15 protein-coding genes are annotated in these 16,739 nt (G+C 72.2%); 10 read left to right on the top strand and 5 right to left on the bottom strand.

Translation table 11 applies throughout. The features are described 5' to 3' along the window. Window positions 1-87: 87 nt before the first annotated feature. The gene (locus tag OG520_RS13690; protein ID WP_399328981.1) at window positions 88-1,938 is read right to left on the bottom strand and encodes a DEAD/DEAH box helicase; all 1,851 of its coding nucleotides are present in this window, start codon (window positions 1,936-1,938) and stop codon (window positions 88-90) included. Window positions 1,939-2,422: 484 nt separating this feature from the next. Here OG520_RS13690 and OG520_RS13685 point away from each other — a divergent pair, with 484 nt between their 5' ends. Beyond that, window positions 2,423-3,157, top strand: coding sequence for a ferritin-like fold-containing protein (locus OG520_RS13685; RefSeq protein ID WP_266414635.1), 735 nt, complete (start codon window positions 2,423-2,425; stop codon window positions 3,155-3,157). A 32-nt stretch (window positions 3,158-3,189) separates the two neighbouring features. Here OG520_RS13685 and OG520_RS13680 read toward each other — a convergent pair whose 3' ends face one another. The 4 genes from OG520_RS13680 to OG520_RS13665 form a co-directional block, all read right to left on the bottom strand. Next, window positions 3,190-3,459: a hypothetical protein gene (locus OG520_RS13680; protein WP_406013350.1), complete on the bottom strand. Its 270-nt coding sequence runs from the start codon at window positions 3,457-3,459 to the stop codon at window positions 3,190-3,192. Between the two features lie 195 nt (window positions 3,460-3,654). Further along, window positions 3,655-3,882: a DUF3107 domain-containing protein gene (locus tag OG520_RS13675; protein ID WP_164495152.1), complete on the bottom strand. Its 228-nt coding sequence runs from the start codon at window positions 3,880-3,882 to the stop codon at window positions 3,655-3,657. A gap of 142 nt (window positions 3,883-4,024) precedes the next feature. After that, window positions 4,025-4,666: a TetR/AcrR family transcriptional regulator gene (locus OG520_RS13670; RefSeq protein WP_018105511.1), complete on the bottom strand. Its 642-nt coding sequence runs from the start codon at window positions 4,664-4,666 to the stop codon at window positions 4,025-4,027. Window positions 4,667-4,834: 168 nt separating this feature from the next. Then, entirely contained in the window at window positions 4,835-5,050 is a 216-nt protein-coding gene (locus OG520_RS13665) for a hypothetical protein (protein WP_266414632.1), read from the bottom strand. 109 nt (window positions 5,051-5,159) lie between these two features. Here OG520_RS13665 and OG520_RS13660 point away from each other — a divergent pair, with 109 nt between their 5' ends. The 9 genes from OG520_RS13660 to OG520_RS13620 all read left to right on the top strand — a co-directional run bounded on the left by OG520_RS13660 (window position 5,160) and on the right by OG520_RS13620 (window position 16,739). Beyond that, complete coding sequence (locus OG520_RS13660) at window positions 5,160-6,125, top strand: alpha/beta hydrolase (RefSeq protein ID WP_406013349.1); 966 nt, start codon at window positions 5,160-5,162, stop codon at window positions 6,123-6,125. An 8-nt stretch (window positions 6,126-6,133) separates the two neighbouring features. Further along, window positions 6,134-7,459, top strand: coding sequence for a DUF3152 domain-containing protein (locus OG520_RS13655; protein WP_406013348.1), 1,326 nt, complete (start codon window positions 6,134-6,136; stop codon window positions 7,457-7,459). A gap of 167 nt (window positions 7,460-7,626) precedes the next feature. Next, entirely contained in the window at window positions 7,627-7,722 is a 96-nt protein-coding gene (locus OG520_RS13650) for an Ms4533A family Cys-rich leader peptide (RefSeq protein ID WP_323180069.1), read from the top strand. Window positions 7,723-7,947: 225 nt separating this feature from the next. Further along, the gene (locus tag OG520_RS13645; RefSeq protein WP_399328837.1) at window positions 7,948-9,672 is read left to right on the top strand and encodes an ABC transporter substrate-binding protein; all 1,725 of its coding nucleotides are present in this window, start codon (window positions 7,948-7,950) and stop codon (window positions 9,670-9,672) included. A 2-nt stretch (window positions 9,673-9,674) separates the two neighbouring features. Next, on the top strand, window positions 9,675-10,658 hold the full coding sequence (locus OG520_RS13640; RefSeq protein WP_406013347.1) for an ABC transporter permease: 984 nt from the start codon (window positions 9,675-9,677) through the stop codon (window positions 10,656-10,658). After that, window positions 10,655-11,644, top strand: coding sequence for an ABC transporter permease (locus OG520_RS13635; RefSeq protein WP_266414625.1), 990 nt, complete (start codon window positions 10,655-10,657; stop codon window positions 11,642-11,644). The genes OG520_RS13640 and OG520_RS13635 overlap by 4 nt, the downstream gene beginning before the upstream one ends. Beyond that, a complete protein-coding gene (locus OG520_RS13630) occupies window positions 11,641-13,224 on the top strand; it encodes a dipeptide ABC transporter ATP-binding protein (protein ID WP_406013346.1) in 1,584 nt (527 codons plus the stop codon). The genes OG520_RS13635 and OG520_RS13630 overlap by 4 nt, the downstream gene beginning before the upstream one ends. A 190-nt stretch (window positions 13,225-13,414) precedes the next feature. Beyond that, window positions 13,415-15,247 (top strand): glycosyltransferase, encoded by a 1,833-nt coding sequence (locus OG520_RS13625; RefSeq protein ID WP_406016478.1) that lies wholly within the window; start codon window positions 13,415-13,417, stop codon window positions 15,245-15,247. 283 nt (window positions 15,248-15,530) lie between these two features. Next, window positions 15,531-16,739, top strand: coding sequence for a hypothetical protein (locus OG520_RS13620; protein WP_406013345.1), 1,209 nt, complete (start codon window positions 15,531-15,533; stop codon window positions 16,737-16,739).

Below are 16,739 nucleotides of genomic sequence, written 5' to 3'. Positions count from 1 at the left end.
GGGCAGACAGAGAGGGCCAGAACGCCGGACGGGCCCGAGGGTGTCCTCGGGCCCGTCCGGCGGATCAAGCTTCTGAGCGGTGGCCGCTCAGCCCTCGCTCTTCGCGGCGGTCGCGCGCGGCGCCCGACGCCTGCGCGGCTTCGCCTCGCCCTCGGCGGCCGGGGCCTCGGCCACGACCTCCGTCTTCGGCTTGGCGGCCGCACGGGTGCGGCGGCGCGGCTTGGTCTCCGGGGTGGGCTCGGAGATCGGCGCGATCTGGAAGTCGACCTCGTCCTCGGCCGGCTTGACGACGCGGGGGCGGCGGCGCGGCTTGGTCACCGTCTTCGTCTCGGCCACCGGCTCGGCGATGGGCGCGATCTGGAAGTCGACCTCGTCCACGACCGGCTTGACCACACGGGCACGGCGGCGGCGCGGCTTGGTCTCGGTCGCCGGAGCGTCCTCGGCCGGGGCCTTGGCGGCCTTCGGCTCCACCTCGACCTCGACCACGGCCTCCACCGTGCTCATCACGGCCTCGGCCGCGGCCTCCGGGGCGCCGACCCGGGCACGGCGACGGCGACGCGGCGTACGCGGCTCCGACGGGGCGTCGGTGGCCTCGGGGGCCGGGGCCGGCACCGCGGCGGTGGTGGCGGGCGCCTCCTGGACGGCGGAGCCGCCCCGGGTGCGACGGCGTTGGCGCGGCGTACGCGGCGCACGCTCCTCGCGGACGGCGGGCGCCGAAGCCGCGGCGGACTTGCGGCCGCGGCCGCCCGTCTCGCCGAGGTCCTCGATCTCCTCGGCCCGCAGACCCGCACGGGTCCGCTCGGCACGCGGCAGGACACCCTTGGTGCCGGCCGGGATGTCGAGCTCCTCGAAGAGGTGCGGCGAGGTGGAGTAGGTCTCGACCGGGTCGTTGAACTTCAGGTCGAGCGCCTTGTTGATCAGCTGCCAGCGCGGGATGTCGTCCCAGTCGACCAGCGTGATCGCGATGCCCTTGGCGCCCGCGCGGCCGGTCCGGCCGATGCGGTGGAGGTACGTCTTCTCGTCCTCCGGCGACTGATAGTTGATGACGTGGGTCACGCCCTCGACATCGATACCGCGGGCCGCGACGTCGGTGCAGACGAGCACGTCCACCTTGCCGTTGCGGAACGCGCGCAGCGCCTGCTCGCGGGCGCCCTGGCCGAGGTCGCCATGGACCGCGCCGGACGCGAAGCCGCGCTTCTCCAGCTGCTCGGCGATGTCGGCCGCCGTGCGCTTCGTGCGGCAGAAGATCATCGCGAGTCCGCGGCCGTTGGCCTGCAGGATGCGGGAGACCATCTCCGGCTTGTCCATCGAGTGGGCCCGGAAGACATGCTGCGAGATGTTCGCGACGGTCGCGCCCTCACCGTCGGGCGAGGTGGCGCGGATGTGCGTCGGCTGCGACATGTAGCGGCGCGCGAGACCGATGACGGCGCCCGGCATGGTCGCCGAGAACAGCATGGTCTGCCGCTTCGGCGGCAGCATCGTGATGATCTTCTCGACATCGGGCAGGAAGCCCAGGTCGAGCATCTCGTCGGCCTCGTCGAGCACCAGGGCGCGGACGTGCGAGAGGTCGAGCTTGCGCTGTCCCGCCAGGTCGAGCAGTCGGCCCGGGGTGCCGACGATCACATCGACGCCCTTCTTCAGGGCCTCGACCTGCGGCTCGTACGCACGGCCGCCGTAGATCGCGAGAACGCGGACGTTGCGCACCTTGCCGGCGGTCAGCAGGTCGTTGGTCACCTGCTGGCAGAGCTCACGGGTGGGGACGACGACGAGCGCCTGCGGCGCCTCGGTCAGCTCCTCGGGGGCGGCCCGGCCGGCCTCGACGTCCGCGGGGACGGTGACGCGCTCCAGCAGCGGCAGACCGAAACCGAGGGTCTTGCCGGTGCCGGTCTTGGCCTGGCCGATGACATCGGAGCCGGAGAGCGCGACGGGGAGCGTCATCTCCTGGATGGGGAACGGGGACACGATGCCGACGGCCTCAAGGGCCTCGGCCGTCTCGGGAAGAATCCCGAGGTCACGAAACGTAGTCAGGGTGCTGCCTCTTCTGTGAGACGCGGTCCGAGGCGAACGCTGGGGGTCGTACCGTGCCGGGGTTGGTCATCCGGCCGTGGATGGGCCGGGTGGCGCGGGACCACTGCCGTCGCTCGAGCGCTCGTGCCGCTGAGGGGGCCCCTCATCTGCGGTCGTACGTGTCGTACGCCCCGCGTGGAGGGCTGTCGGGTCGGAGCCGATCGGGCCACCGACCGGGCATCCTCATTCGTTTTCACCATTTTCACGCCGCTGATACATCCAAAATACTCAGTAGGCGCAATACCACTGTACCCCGGATTCGCGCATGTGTGTTGGGCGAATTCATCGGAACGGTGTGATGTCACTGGCTGACCAGGCCCTTCCGTCCCCCGCCGGGCGGGCTATTCTGCGCTTCATGGAGACGCCTGACAACGCCACTGAAACCCCTGAACCCACCGGAATCGCCGCCCAGGACTGGGCCACCGCGTCGGTGGAGCCGCAGTACCGGGCAGCGGTCGTGGACCTGCTGGGAGCACTCGCCTACGGGGAGCTGGCAGCCTTCGAGCGACTCGCCGAGGACGCCAAACTCGCGCCGACGCTGGCCGACAAGGCGGAGCTGGCAAAGATGGCCTCCGCCGAATTCCATCACTTCGAGCGGCTCACCGACCGGCTGACCGCGATCGAGGTCGAGCCGACCGGCGCGATGGAGCCGTTCGCCAAGGCGCTCGACGACTTCCACCGCCAGACCGCGCCGTCGGACTGGCTGGAGGGTCTGGTCAAGGCGTACGTCGGCGATTCGATCGCCAGTGACTTCTACCGGGAGGTCGCGGTCCGGCTCGACTCGGACACCCGCTCCCTCGTCCTCGCCGTGCTCGACGACACCGGGCACGGGAACTTCGCCGTCGAGAAGGTGCGTGCCGCGATCGAGGCGGACCCGCGCGTCGGCGGCCGGCTCGCGCTGTGGGCGCGCCGGCTGATGGGCGAGGCGCTCTCCCAGGCGCAGCGGGTGGTGGCCGACCGCGACGCGCTGTCGACGATGCTCGTCGGCGGTGTGGCGGACGGCTTCGACCTGGCGGAGGTCGGGCGGATGTTCTCGCGGATCACCGAGGCGCACACCAAGCGGATGGCGGCGCTGGGACTGGCCGCGTAGCAGGCTCACCGGGGCCGGCCGCCGGGCCGGCCTCAGGCCGCCGCTGATCGGCTCAGGCGGCCGCTCCGCGGGCGGACCAGCAGCGAGAGCGTCACGGCCCCGATCAGCGCCGCGCCGATCAGCGTGGCCACGACATGGCCCGGACTCAGCACCGAGTGCATGAGATACGCGCCGAACAGGGCTCCCAGGGCGCCGGTGGTGAAGACGGCACGGCGGGGCGGGAGCCGGTCCGGCAGGGAGCGGAGCGCCATCCAGGCGAGGGCGAGTCCGAGCACGACGGAGCCGAGTGGTTCCAGGATCACAGATGATCACCTCGCGAGTGGCGGGGCGGTTAGGGCCTGCCCTAAATCGGTCGTAAGCGGTACTACCCGCGGGTTGCGGAACGCAACCCTCCTCGGCACGGGGTTCGCACCGGAATCACTGCGTACCGGAACGGGCAGCGGCCCGGTGGGAATCCCACCGGGCCGCTGCCACGGTCACTGCTCGGAGCGTGCTGCCTACAGCGCGCCGAAGCCCACGCGACGCGTGCTGGGCTCGCCGATCTCCACGTAAGCGATCCGGTCGGCCGGCACCAGGACCTTGCGGCCCTTCTCGTCCGTGAGGCTGAGCAGCTGCGCCTTACCGGTGAGAGCCTCGGCGACCGCGCTCTCGACCTCTTCGGCGGAAAGTCCGCTCTCCAGAACGATCTCCCGGGGCGTGTGCTGCACCCCGATCTTGACCTCCACGGCTATGTCCCTCCGACGGTCAGTCCCTGCGCGGTGAGCCGCGCCGTACGCAGCACACATTAGCCCGCTGAGGCGAGCCGCCAGTGGTCGGCGGGCAACGCCCGCAGCGAACACGGACGGCGGCGGCTCCGGGCGGCCCGCGTCAGTGCTGATCGATGCCGTGCAGCGGGAAGCCCGCGATGCCCCGCCAGGCCAGCGAGGTCAGCAGCTGGACCGCAGTGTCACGCGGAATGGCGGACCGGCTGGAGAGCCAGTACCGGGCGACCACCTGGGAGACACCGCCCAGGCCGACCGCGAGCAGCATGGACTCGTCCTTGGACAGTCCCGTGTCACCGGCGATGACGTCGGAGATCGCCTCCGCGCACTGCAACGACACCCGGTCGACGCGCTCGCGCACCGCGGGCTCGTTGGTCAGGTCGGACTCGAAGACCAGCCGGAAGGCACCGCCCTCGTCCTCGACGTACGCGAAGTACGCGTCCATCGTCGCGGCGACCCGGAGCTTGTTGTCGGTGGTCGACGCCAGGGCCGTACGGACCGCCTGGAGCAGCGACTCGCAGTGCTGGTCGAGAAGGGCCAGATAGAGCTCCAGCTTGCCGGGGAAGTGCTGGTAGAGCACCGGCTTGCTCACCCCGGCCCGCTCGGCGATGTCGTCCATCGCGGCGGAGTGGTAGCCCTGTGCCACAAAGACTTCCTGCGCGGCGCCAAGCAACTGATTGCGTCGGGCGCGGCGAGGCAGGCGAGTGCCCCGCGGGCGCGCCGCCTCGGTCTGCTCGATGGCTGTCACGCCGCCTCCCAAATTTGTGATCGGACACAGCCTTTCCGTGCACGCTGCGCCGTACAGCCATCGTACTTTTGGGTAACCCGGGTGTGCGCGGCGCGGACGCAGAATTTCATGGACCGGACGGCTGCGGTAGCCACAGATTCCCCGGCCACCGGGACAAAGCAGTTTGTATCAGCGGTAATCGTCCTCATCCTGTGTCACGACGCGGGCCTGTTCCGCCGCATCGGCCTCGTCGGCGCTGTCCCGGTCGATGTCCGTGAGCGGTTCGTCGTGCCGCTGCTGGAGATCCGCCCGCTGCTCGGCGGCGTCCGCCCGGGGCGTCTCCTGGTCCGGTTCGTCCGGCTGGATGTCCTCGAAGGTCTCCGGGTCGCTGGGGTCGACCGTCATGGTGACTCCCTTCCTTGCTTCGAGCGTAGGAGCTGCGCCCGCGGGCCGCTACGCGGTCTGTGACGGCGAACACATGAATCGGGGTGTGATCGTCTCGTAACATTGCCGCATGTCTTCGACCGAACTGCCGGGAGTCCGTGCCGTCGCCGCCGCGGTGTCCCCGGCAGTGAGTGCCGTCGGGGTCGCGGAGGGGGAGCGGCTGCGCTCCGTCGCGCTGCCGGGGCTGACGCTGACCGTCCGGTCCCGGCCGCCCGGCCGGACCGGGCTGCCGCCCGCGCTCTACGTGCACGGGCTCGGCGGCTCCTCGCAGAACTGGTCGGCACTGATGCCGCTGCTCCAGGACGTGGTGGACGGCGAGGCGGTCGATCTGCCCGGCTTCGGTGACTCGCCGCCGCCGGACGACGGGAACTACTCGGTCACCGGGCATGCCCGCGCCGTGATCCGGTTTCTCGACGCCGAGGAGCGCGGGCCGGTACACCTGTTCGGCAATTCGCTCGGCGGTGCCGTGGCCACCCGGGTCGCCGCGGTCCGTCCCGACCTGGTGCGCACCCTCACCCTCATCTCGCCCGCGCTCCCCGAGATCCGGGTGCAGCGGTCCGCCGTACCGACGGGTCTGCTCGCGGTGCCCGGTGTGGCCGGCCTGTTCGCCCGGATGACCAGGGACTGGTCCGCGGAGGAGCGCACCCGCGGGGTGATGGCGCTCTGTTACGGCGATCCGCGGCGCGTCTCCGAGTCGGGCTTCCACGCAGCGGTGGCCGAAATGGAGCGCCGGATGGGACTGCCTTACTTCTGGGACGCGATGGCGCGCTCGGCACGTGGCATTGTCGACGCGTACACGCTCGGCGGGCAGCACGGACTGTGGCGCCAGGCCGAGCGGGTGCTCGCACCGACCCAGCTCGTGTACGGCGGACGGGACCAGCTCGTCTCGTACCGGATGGCGCGCAAGGCGTCCGCGGCCTTCCGTGATTCACGGCTGCTGACACTGCCCGACGCGGGGCACGTGGCGATGATGGAGTACCCGGAGGCGGTCGCCCAGGTCTTCCGGGAACTGCTCGACGAACGCGGCGGGAGCTGATCCGGGGCGTGGGACGACATAGCCGAAAGGGCCCCAAACCCTCGGGGCCCGACATCGAGGCCGCCACCGCGGACGCGGGCGCCGATCGTGAGGCCGTCCGGCCGGTCCCCGGCACCGGGCGGCGCCGGAGGTCGGCGGAGGCGCCGGCCGGCTCCGACGGGCACACCCCGTTCCAGCAGAGCGGACACGTCCGCGGCGGCCACCCCGAACAGCGCGAACCCGGCGGCGGCTGGGGGACCGGTCCCCAGCAGCTTCACCGGGGCGACGACCACCGGCCCGGAGCGCGGCCGGCGGCCCAGCAGCAGGTGGCGACCGGGCGGCAGCAGCCGAGCGGCACCCGGCCGCTGATACCGGGACCGCGGCGCGAGTTCGTCGAGGCATTCGACGCGGCGCCCGCGCCGCCCGCACCGCGCGGGCCTTCCGTTCCGCCGGCCCGCCCCGCCGATCCGGCCGCCCCGGCCGACGAGCGGGACGAGCAGCCGCCCGGCGGCGGCGGCACCGACGGCCCGGCGCCGGCCAAGGACGGCAAGGGCGCCAAGGGCCGCACCTTCACCGGGATCGCGGCCGCGGCGGTGACCACGGTCCTCGCGGTGGTGGTGGCCGGGCAGGTCGCCCAGGACAACGGCGGCGGGACCACCGCCGCGCAGCCCTCGGGCGTCGACCGGAGTGGCCCCGACGGCGCCTCCCGCTCGGACGACCGGCCGACCCCGGAGCCGGTGCGGGCCAAGCCGCTCTCGTACGCCCAGAAGATGGCCAAGGCCTATCCGCTCGCCCCGGAACTGAAGGCGTCCGGAAAGTTCGAGGCGGTTCCGGGGACGGCGAAGGCCCCGGGCCGGGGGCACAGGTACCGCTACCGGATCGACGTGGAGCAGGGCCTCGGCCTCGATGCCGCGCTCTTCGCCAGGGCCGTCCAGGAGACGCTCAACGACGACCGCAGCTGGGCGCACGACGGGGCGATGACGTTCGAGCGGGTCTCCACCGACGACCCCGATTTCGTGATCACCCTGGCCAGCCCGGGGACCACCGGCGAATGGTGCATGAAGTCCGGGCTGGACACGACGGAGGACAACGTCTCGTGCGACTCCGCGGCGACCGAGCGCGTGATGATCAATGCCTACCGCTGGGCACAGGGGTCGTCGACCTTCGGTCCGGACAAACTCTTCGCCTACCGCCAGATGCTGATCAACCATGAGGTCGGTCACCGGCTGGGTCACAACCATGTGAGTTGCGGCACGCGCGGAGCCCTCGCTCCGGTGATGCAGCAGCAGACCAAGTCCCTGAACATCGACGGGATCAAGTGCCGGCCCAACGCCTGGGTGTATCCGCCCAGTTGATCCGGGAGAGGGCGGGCCCGCGGGTGTGACGGGCCGCCTCCCGGGTGCGCCGCGCCTCGTAGCCGTACGCGGAACCGGCGTACGCATGCCCGCAGGCTGTCCGTATCGTGAGATTACTGTCTCAATTCGCGTTGACATCCCCTGGGCGGTGATCCATATTTCTCGACATGTCACACGGCCCCGTCCTCCCCGATCGCGCAGTCATAGAGCTGGCGCTCATCGGTGTGACCGGGCACAGTGTCGCCGACATCCACTGTTGCTGACGCCTGCCCGAGCGCGCGTCCGCCCGCGGTCCGAGCCCTGACGGGCCTGGGCCGCCACGCATGACTGCCGCGCCGGGCGCATTCCGCCCGCAGGCGCGGCAGTTCGGTGTTTCCGGTCAGCTTCTCCACCCGTCGACCGGCTGTGTGCACTCGCTCTCGTCGCTGCCTGCGCGGAACTCCTTCCGTCCCTTTCTCCAGGCAGTACACCCGAGAGGTCACCTTCCGATGCGTCAACCGTCCGTCATATCGCGCCGCGTGGCAGCGGCCACCGCAGTACTCGTCGTGGCCGCAGGTGCCGCGGCCTGCGGGCCCAAGGACAACAAGGGCGGCGACGGCAGCTCCGGCGCGGCGGGCAAGCCCGAGAAGGGCGGCACGCTCACCGTCCTCAACAGCAAGCCGCAGGAGGACTTCGACCCCGCGCGGCTCTACACCTCCGGCGGCGGCAACGTCCCGTCCCTGGTCTTCCGCACGCTCACCACCCGCAACCGGGAGGACGGCGCCGCCGGTGCGAAGGTCGTCCCCGACCTCGCGACCGACCTGGGCAGGCCCAGCAAGGACGCCACCGTGTGGACGTACACCCTCAAGGACGGCCTGAAGTACGAGGACGGCACCGCGATCACCAGTGCCGACATCAAGTACGGCATCGAGCGCTCCTTCGCCGCCGAGCTCTCCGGCGGCGCGCCCTACCTGCGTGACTGGCTGATCGGCGGCGCCGACTACCAGGGCCCGTACAAGGACAAGAAGGGCCTCGACTCGATCGAGACGCCCGACGCGAAGACGATCGTCTTCCACCTCAACAAGCCGGAGGGCGAATTCCCCTTCCTGGCCACGCAGACCCAGACGACCCCGGTGCCCAAGGCCAAGGACAAGGGCACCAAGTACGAGGAGCACCCGATCTCCTCGGGCCCGTACAAGGTCGTCAAGAACGAGGGCGACGGCGAGCGCCTGATCCTGGAGCGCAACCCGCACTGGTCGGCGGCGACCGACGAGGAGCGCAAGGCCTACCCCGACCGGATCGACGTGCGCTCCGGGCTCGACTCCGCCGTCATCAACCAGCGCCTGTCCGCCTCGCAGGGCGCCGACGCCGCGGCCGTCACCACCGACACCAACCTGGGCCCGGCCGAGCTCGCCAAGGTCACCGGCGACAAGAAGCTGGCCGCCCGCGTCGGCACCGGCCACTTCGGCTACACCAACTACATCGCCTTCAACCCGAAGGTGAAGCCGTTCGACAACCCGAAGGTGCGCCAGGCGATCTCGTACGCCGTGGACCGCTCCTCCGTGGTCAACGCGGCCGGCGGCTCCTCGCTCGCCGAACCCGCCACCACCTTCCTGCCCGACCAGGCGGCCTTCGGCCACACGCCGTACGACCACTTCCCGGCCGGGAAGAACGGCAACGCGGCCAAGGCCAGGGAACTGCTGAAGGAGGCCGGCTACCCCAAGGGGCTGACCGTCACCCTCACGCACTCCAACGACAAGGACTTCGCCACCAGCCCGGAGATCGCCACCGCCCTCCAGGAGGCGCTGAAGAAGGCCGGAATCACCGTCAAGCTCCAGGGCCTGGAGAGCAACGACTACTCCGACACGGTCTACAGCCTGAAGAGCGAGCCCGGCTTCTTCCTCGGCGGCTGGGGCGCCGACTGGCCGTCCGGCGGTCCGTTCTTCGCGCCGATCTTCGACGGGCGCCAGATCGTCAGGTCCGGCTACAACTTCAACTCCGGCCAGCTGAACGACCCCGCGGTCAACAAGGAGATCGACGAGATCAACAAGCTGACCGACCTGAGCGCCGCCGCGAAGCGCTGGGGCGCGCTCGACAAGAAGGTCGGTGAGCAGGCGCTGACCGTGCCGCTGTTCCACCCGGTCTACAAGCGCCTGTACGGCGAGTCCGTCAAGAACGTCGTGATCAGCGACTGGACCGGTGTGCTCGACATCTCGCAGGTCGCGGTCAAGTAGCCATGGCAGACGCAATTCCGGCCGAGGAGGTGGGGGCCGTCGCGGTCCCCGCCTCCGGGGCCCATCCGTTCTGGCGGCGGCTGCGCGCCCGGCGCGCGGCCCTCGTGGCGGCCGCGATCGTCGCCCTGCTGGTCCTGGTCGCGCTCGCCGCACCGCTGCTCGCGGGCATCGAGGGCCAGGACCCCACCACGTACCACCCCGATCTCGTCGACTCCGCCACCGGCGGGGTGCCGGTCGGCTCCCTCGGCGGGATCAGCGCCGAGCACTGGCTCGGCGTCGAACCGCTCACCGGGCGCGACCTGTTCGCCCGCGTCGTGTACGGCGCCCGGGTCTCGCTCGGCGTCGCGCTCGCCGCCACCCTGCTCCAGGTGCTCATCGGGGTCGGCATCGGGCTCGCGGCCGGGCTCGGCAACCGCTTCGTCGACCAGGCGCTCAGCCGGGTCACCGACGTCGTGGTCGCGCTGCCCGTCATGGTGATCGCGCTCGGCGCGCTCGCCGTCGTACCCACGAGCTTCCCCCGCCCGGTCCTGATCGCCGTGATCATCGGCCTGGTCGGCTGGTCCGGAACCTCGAAGATCGTGCGCGCCCAGACGCTCTCGCTGAAATCGCGCGACCACGTCGCCGCCGCCCGGCTCAGCGGCTGGGGTTCCTGGCAGATCGCCAGGCGCGAACTGCTGCCCGCGCTGGCCGCCCCCGTCATCACCTACGCGGTGCTGCTCTTCCCGGCGAACATCGTCGTCGAGGCGGCCCTGTCCTTCCTCGGTGTGGGCATCAAGCCGCCCACACCGTCCTGGGGACAGATGCTCAGCGACGCCGACACCTGGTACCAGGCGGCGCCCACCTATCTGCTGATCCCCGCACTGCTGCTCTTCGTCACCGTGCTGGCGTTGACCGTCCTCGGCGAGGGCGTGCGCACCGCGCTCGATCCGCGCGCCGAGTCCCGGCTGCGGATCGGCACCGGACGGAAGAAGGAGGCCGACGCGTGAAGTGGTTCCTGCTCAGGCGCCTCGGCGGGGCACTCTTCGTGCTGCTCGCCCTCAGCGTCGTCGTCTACGCGGCCTTCTACGTCGCCCCCGGCAACGTCGCGCAGATCGCCTGCGGTCCGCGCTGCTCGCCCGCACAGGTGGCGCAGGTCAGCGAACAGCTGCACCTGGGCGACCCGTTGTACGTGCAGTACGCGCACTTCCTCCAGGGTCTCTTCGTCGGCCGCGACTACTCGACCGGGACCGGGGTGCTGCACTGCCAGGCGCCCTGCCTGGGGCTCTCGTACCAGAGCGACCAGCAGGTCACCGAGCTGATCCTGGCCAAGCTCCCGGCCACCGCCTCGCTCGCCGTCGGCGCCTTCGTGCTGTGGATGCTGCTCGGGGTCGGCACCGGACTGCTCTCGGTGTGGCGGCGCGGCCGGCCGACCGAGCGCGTCCTCACCTGGATCACCCTGGCCGGCATGGCCACCCCGGTCTTCGTCATCGGGCTGCTGCTGATCATCATCCTGGTCACGGCGCTCCAGATCCTGCCGTTCCCGGACTACGTACCGCTCACCGAGGACCCGGAACAGTGGGCCTGGAACCTGCTGCTGCCCTGGATCTCGCTGGCTCTGGTGTCCGCTGCGCCGTACGCCCGGATGACCCGGGCCTCGATGCTGGAGACCCTGGCCGAGGACCATGTGCGCACCTTCAGGGCGTACGGGGTCGGCGAACGGGCGCTCGTGGGGCGGCACGCGCTGCGCGGTGCGCTGGCGCCGGTGATCGCGCTCGGCGCACTGGACATCGGCTCGATGTTCGGCGGCGCCGTCCTCACCGAATCGCTCTTCGGGATTCCCGGGGTCGGCCGTGAACTCGTCGACGCCGTGAAGCACGTGGACCTTCCGGTGGTCGTCGGTCTGGTGCTCGTCACCGGATTCTTCGTCGTCCTCGCCAATGCCGTCGCGGACATTCTCCAGGCGATGGCCGACCGACGGGTGGTGCTGGCATGAGCCTGGTCGAAGTCTCCGATCTCTCGATCTCGTTCGGCGATGTGCGGGCGGTGGACGGGCTGTCGTTCTCGCTGGAGGCCGGCGGCGCGCTCGGCGTCGTCGGGGAGTCCGGCTCCGGCAAGAGCGCCTCGGCGTACGCCCTGCTCGGACTGCACCGGGGGACCGGTGCGAAGGTCGGCGGCTCGATCCGGGTCGCCGGGGTGGACGTGACCGCGGCGGACGACGCGGAACTGCGCGCCCTGCGGGGTGCGAAGGCCGCGATGGTCTTCCAGGACCCGCTGTCCTCGCTGGACCCGTACTACGCGGTGGGCGACCAGATCGCCGAGGTGTACCGGGTCCACCACCGGGCCTCCCGCCGGGCGGCGCGGGCACGGGCGGTGGAGGTGCTGGACCGGGTCGGGATCCCCGACGCGGTACGGCGGTCCCGGTCCCGGCCGCACGAGTTCTCCGGCGGGATGCGGCAGCGGGCACTGATCGCGATGGCCCTGGCCTGCGAGCCCCAGCTGCTCATCGCCGACGAGCCGACGACCGCCCTGGACGTCACCGTCCAGGCCCAGATCCTGGACCTGCTGCACGGTCTGCGCCGCGAGACGGGCATGGGGCTGCTGCTGGTCACGCACGACGTGGGCGTGGCGGCGGAGTCGGTCGACGAGGTGCTGGTCATGCAGTCGGGCCGGGCGGTGGAACGGGGGCCGGTGGGCGAGGTGCTCGTGGCGCCGCGCGAGCCGTACACGCGGGCGCTGCTGGCGGCGGTGCCGCGGGTGACGGAGGGACGGATCCCCTCGGGCGCGAAGCCGGCGGACGACGCGGGCGCGCCGCTCGTCGAGGCCGTCGACGTCCGGCAGGTGTTCGGCCGGGGGAAGACCGCCCTCGCCGCCGTCGACGGAGTCTCGCTCACCGTCCGGCGCGGCGAGACCCTCGGCATCGTCGGTGAGAGCGGCAGCGGCAAGACCACCCTGGGGCGGATGCTCGTCGGTCTGCTGGAGCCCACCTCGGGCCGGCTCACCCGCGAGGCCCGGGTGCAGATGGTCTTCCAGGACCCCGTCTCCTCGCTCAACCCGCGCCGCTCGATCGGCGAGTCGGTCGCCGACCCGCTGCGCGCCTCGGGGGAGCGCGACGAGGTGGTGATCAGGGCGCGGGTCCGGGATCTGCTGACCCGGGTCGGCCTCGCCCCGGAGAGCTACGACCGCTATCCGCACGAGTTCAGCGGCGGACAGCGCCAGCGCGTCGGCATCGCCCGCGCGCTGGCCGCCGAGCCGGAGCTGATCGTCTGCGACGAGGCCGTCTCCGCGCTCGACGTGACGACCCAGGCCCAGGTGACCGCCCTGCTGGCGGAACTGCAGCGGGAACTGGGGCTCGCCCTGGTCTTCATCGCGCACGACCTCGCCGTCGTACGGCAGGTCAGCGACCGGGTCGCCGTCATGCGGCAGGGCCGGATCGTCGAGGAGGGCGAGGTGGGCCAGGTGTACGAGAACCCCCGGGACCCGTACACCAAGCAGCTCCTGGCGGCCGTTCCCGCGCTCGATCCGGTGCTCGCGGCGGTGCGCCGCGCGGCCCGCAAGGAGCTAGCCACCGCCTGACCCTGTGTGACCGATCGCCCCCATAGCGCGACAGAACGCTACGGGGGCGGGAAAGTTACGACGGTTCACCCCTTTCGGTGGTGCGACGGACAACCGTCCGTCGCACCACCGACGTATCCGCATACGGTCGTCCCGCTGTGAGCCGCCATTCCAACGGCGGCAGCCCACAAGGGAGATCGGGGGTGTGCTCGTGCGGATCGGACTGCTCACCGACGGTGGTTATCCGTATGCGACCGGTGAGTCCGGGCTCTGGTGCGACCGCCTGGTGCGCGGGCTCGCGCAGCACGAGTTCGATCTCTTCGCGCTCAGCCGCTCCGCCGAGCAGGAGGCGCGGGGCTGGGTCCCGCTCCCGATGCAGGTCGGCCGGGTGCGGACGGCGCCGCTGTGGACGGCCGACGAGGACGTCCTGGGTACCCGGGCCCCCAAGGGGCTGCTCAACCGGATGGTGACGGGCGGGGGCACCCGCCCGTACGGACGGCGCGAACGGCAGCGCTTCACGGCCCACTTCGCGGCTCTCGCCGCCTCGGTCTGCGCGGCCGGTGCGGCGGGCGGCGAGGACGAGGGGGCCGACGCGGGCGCGGGTGCCGGTGAACCGGGCGGCGAAGGGCGTACGGCCGCCGCTGCCGCGGACGCGCAGTTCACGGACGGCTTGTACGGACTCGCCGAACTGGCCCGCGAGCACGGCGGACTCGGCGCGGCCCTCCGCTCCGAAACCGCCGTGCGCGTACTCGAAGCGGCCTGCCGCGCCCCGGGCACCGGGCGCACCGTCCAGACCGCCACCGTCCCCGACCTCCTCGCCTTCGTCCGAGAGCTCGACCGGGTGCTCCGCCCGCTCTCGCTCGACTGGTACGACGAGGAGGGCCTCGGCGCGGTCGACCTCTGCCACGCGACGTCCGGCGGCGCCGTCGCTCTGCCGGGGCTGCTGGCCAAACGCTTCTTCGGGGTGCCGTTGCTGGTGACCGAGCACGGCGCGCAGTTGCGGGCGCACTACCTCGCGGCGACCGGCACCCCGATGAACGCGCCGGTGCGCTCCCTGCTCGCCCACTTCCACGGGCGGCTCGCCACCGAGGTGTACCGGCAGGCCGCGATCGTGACCCCCGGAAACGCCCACGTCCGCCGCTGGCAGGAACGCTGCGGAGCCGCCCGCGAGAAGCTGCGCACCGTCCACCCCGGCATGGAGTCCGACCGCTTCACGGCGCTGGGGGAGAGCGGCGACAGCGGGCCCGACGACACCCTGGTCTGGGTCGGCCGGATCGAGCCCGCCAAGGACCTGATCGCACTGCTGCACGCCTTCGCGGAAGTGCGGAAGGCCGAACCGGACGCCCGGCTGAGGATTGTCGGCGCCCCGGCCCGGGGTGCGGAAGGCGCCACCTATCTCGCGCACTGCCGGGCGCTCGCCGCCCAGCTGTTCCCCGACGAGGCCGCGGACGCCCATGCCGTCGGCGACAACCCGGTCTCCTTCGAGGACATCGGCGGAGCCGAGGTGCCCGATCTGCCGGACGCCTACGCGGCGGGCGGGGTCGTCGTCCTGTCCAGCGTGGTCGAGGGTTTTCCGATCGGTCTGGTCGAGGCGATGTTCTGCGGCAGGGCCACGGTGTCGACGGATGTCGGCGCGGTCGTCGAGGTCGTCGGCGGCACCGGGCTCGTCGTGCCCCCGCGCAATCCCAGAGCGCTGGCCGATGCCTGTCTCGCGCTGCTGCGGGACCCCGAGCGCCGTGCACGGCTCGGAGCGGCGGCGCGCGCCCGCGCGCTCGAACTCTTCACCGTCGAACAGAATCTCGCGGCATTTCGCGGCATCTACCTGGAGCTGATCTCGCACGCCCCGGTGCGCACGGAAACCGATGCGGTGGACGCCGACGGCGAACCGCGCCCGTTCGCCACCCCGCCGGAGGCGCATGTCCTGGGTCCGTGGACGGCCTCGGGCCTCGCCCTGTCGATCACGGCCGGCCGCAGGCCCAGCTGGGCCGCCGGGCCCCGGGCGGTCTGCACGGGAGCGCGGGGAGCGGGTGGCGGCGATGCGTGAACCGGGGCAGGAGACGGCCGGGCCGGGCCGGGGCGGCGGGCCGGGGCGGCCCGACACAGCCGGCGACGATCACGGAGGAATCACCATGGGCGGCCCGACCGAGGTGTCCGACGCACCCGCAACACCGACCACCGGCGGAAGCTGGGACCTCCGCTCGCGGGCCCTGGTCTCCGAGAACCCCGGGACACACGAGCCGTCCGAGCCCTCCGAGATGCCTGAGGCGCCTGAGGCGCCCGAGATGCGTGAGGCGGCGGGGACGCTTGGGACGCCGGGGACGCTTGGGATGCCTGATGTGTCTGGGACGCCTGAGGCGCACGGGCTGTTCGAGCCCTCCGAGCCCCCCCGCGCCCCCGAGATCGCGCGCCCCGCTCCGGCGCGTCGGCTCAATGCCTCGCGCCGCGGCCCCGCCGACCCCGTGAAATCGCTGATGCACCGGCACCGCGAGCTGTGCGAACGGGCCGTCGACCCGCTGGAGGTCGCCGCCGGGCTCGAAGCCCATGGCGTCACCGACCGCGTCGCCGCCCGCTACCGGCACCGCGATGTCTTCTCGCTCGCGGAGGAGCTGTTCGCCCGGGTACCCGGTACGGCGGCGGAGCCCGCAACAGGGCCCGACGCGCCGGAGCATGACATCGCGACACGCACCGCCTGGTCGCTCCGCGCGCTGGTGCCGGGCGCCGCCTGCGTCGCGACCGTCGGCGCACTCGGGCTCACCGAGGGAGCGCTCGGCGGCCGGGCACGGCTCGTGATCGCCCTCACCGGGGCGCTCGTCGCGCTCATCGGGCTCGCCGTCAGCCTGCGCAGCGGCCCCCTGCACGCCGAAGGCCGCTCATCGGGCGTGGCCAAGGTGTACGGCTGCTGGCTCCTCGGCTACGTCCTGTACGGCGAACCGCTGCTCGATCAGGTGCTCAGCGGCGGCCCCGAGGGCCCCTGGGCGATCACCCCCGCACCGCTGCTGGGCCTGGCCCTCTCGCTCGCCCCGGCCACCTGGTGCGCCCACCTCTTCTCCGTGCACGCCCACCGCAAACTCAACGGCAGCCGCGCGCTGGAGGAGTTCGCCGCGAGTGTGCGCCCCCTGCTGTTCTGGGCCGTCGCACTCCACCTGTGCGCCCTCGCCGGGCTGCTCTGCCTCGCCCACCTGGGATACGGGGGCGGCGGAGCGTTCGGCGGGGCGGCCGCGCTCGGGGTGCTGCTCCTGCTGGCCCGGCTGCTGACCGTGCACGGGTTCCCCGAGCTCGCCACCGGCGGCCTGGCCGTCGCCTGTGCGGTCGAGGCCCTGGCGCCCGCACTGGTCCTGGCCGGGCGGCTGCCCGGTCTGCACTTCCTCGCCCGCCCCGTCGATGTCCTCGTCATGGCGTCCGGCCCCGGATCCGTACCCGCCGTCGCGTGCGGTGCCTCCGCGCTCGGACTGCTGATCGCCGCCACCGTCGTCCTCTCCCGCGCGTCCGCCCACACCACCGCCCGGCCGGTCGATGAAGGCCCGGCCGCCGCGTAA

It is taken from the genome of Streptomyces sp. NBC_00984 (genome assembly GCF_045162475.1).
Lineage (GTDB): Bacteria > Actinomycetota > Actinomycetes > Streptomycetales > Streptomycetaceae > Streptomyces.
The sequence above is the reverse complement of the archived record's forward strand: the minus strand, read 5'-3'. Positions and strand labels throughout refer to the sequence as shown.

Coding starts and splice junctions, on each gene's coding strand:
- OG520_RS13690 (WP_399328981.1), bottom strand. CDS start 1,938: ATGACGCTCCCCGTCGCGCTCTCCGGCTCCGATGTCATCGGCCAGGCC.
- OG520_RS13685 (WP_266414635.1), top strand. CDS start 2,423: ATGGAGACGCCTGACAACGCCACTGAAACCCCTGAACCCACCGGAATC.
- OG520_RS13665 (WP_266414632.1), bottom strand. CDS start 5,050: ATGACGGTCGACCCCAGCGACCCGGAGACCTTCGAGGACATCCAGCCG.
- OG520_RS13660 (WP_406013349.1), top strand. CDS start 5,160: ATGTCTTCGACCGAACTGCCGGGAGTCCGTGCCGTCGCCGCCGCGGTG.
- OG520_RS13650 (WP_323180069.1), top strand. CDS start 7,627: ATGTCACACGGCCCCGTCCTCCCCGATCGCGCAGTCATAGAGCTGGCG.
- OG520_RS13645 (WP_399328837.1), top strand. CDS start 7,948: ATGCGTCAACCGTCCGTCATATCGCGCCGCGTGGCAGCGGCCACCGCA.
- OG520_RS13640 (WP_406013347.1), top strand. CDS start 9,675: ATGGCAGACGCAATTCCGGCCGAGGAGGTGGGGGCCGTCGCGGTCCCC.
- OG520_RS13630 (WP_406013346.1), top strand. CDS start 11,641: ATGAGCCTGGTCGAAGTCTCCGATCTCTCGATCTCGTTCGGCGATGTG.
- OG520_RS13620 (WP_406013345.1), top strand. CDS start 15,531: ATGCCTGATGTGTCTGGGACGCCTGAGGCGCACGGGCTGTTCGAGCCC.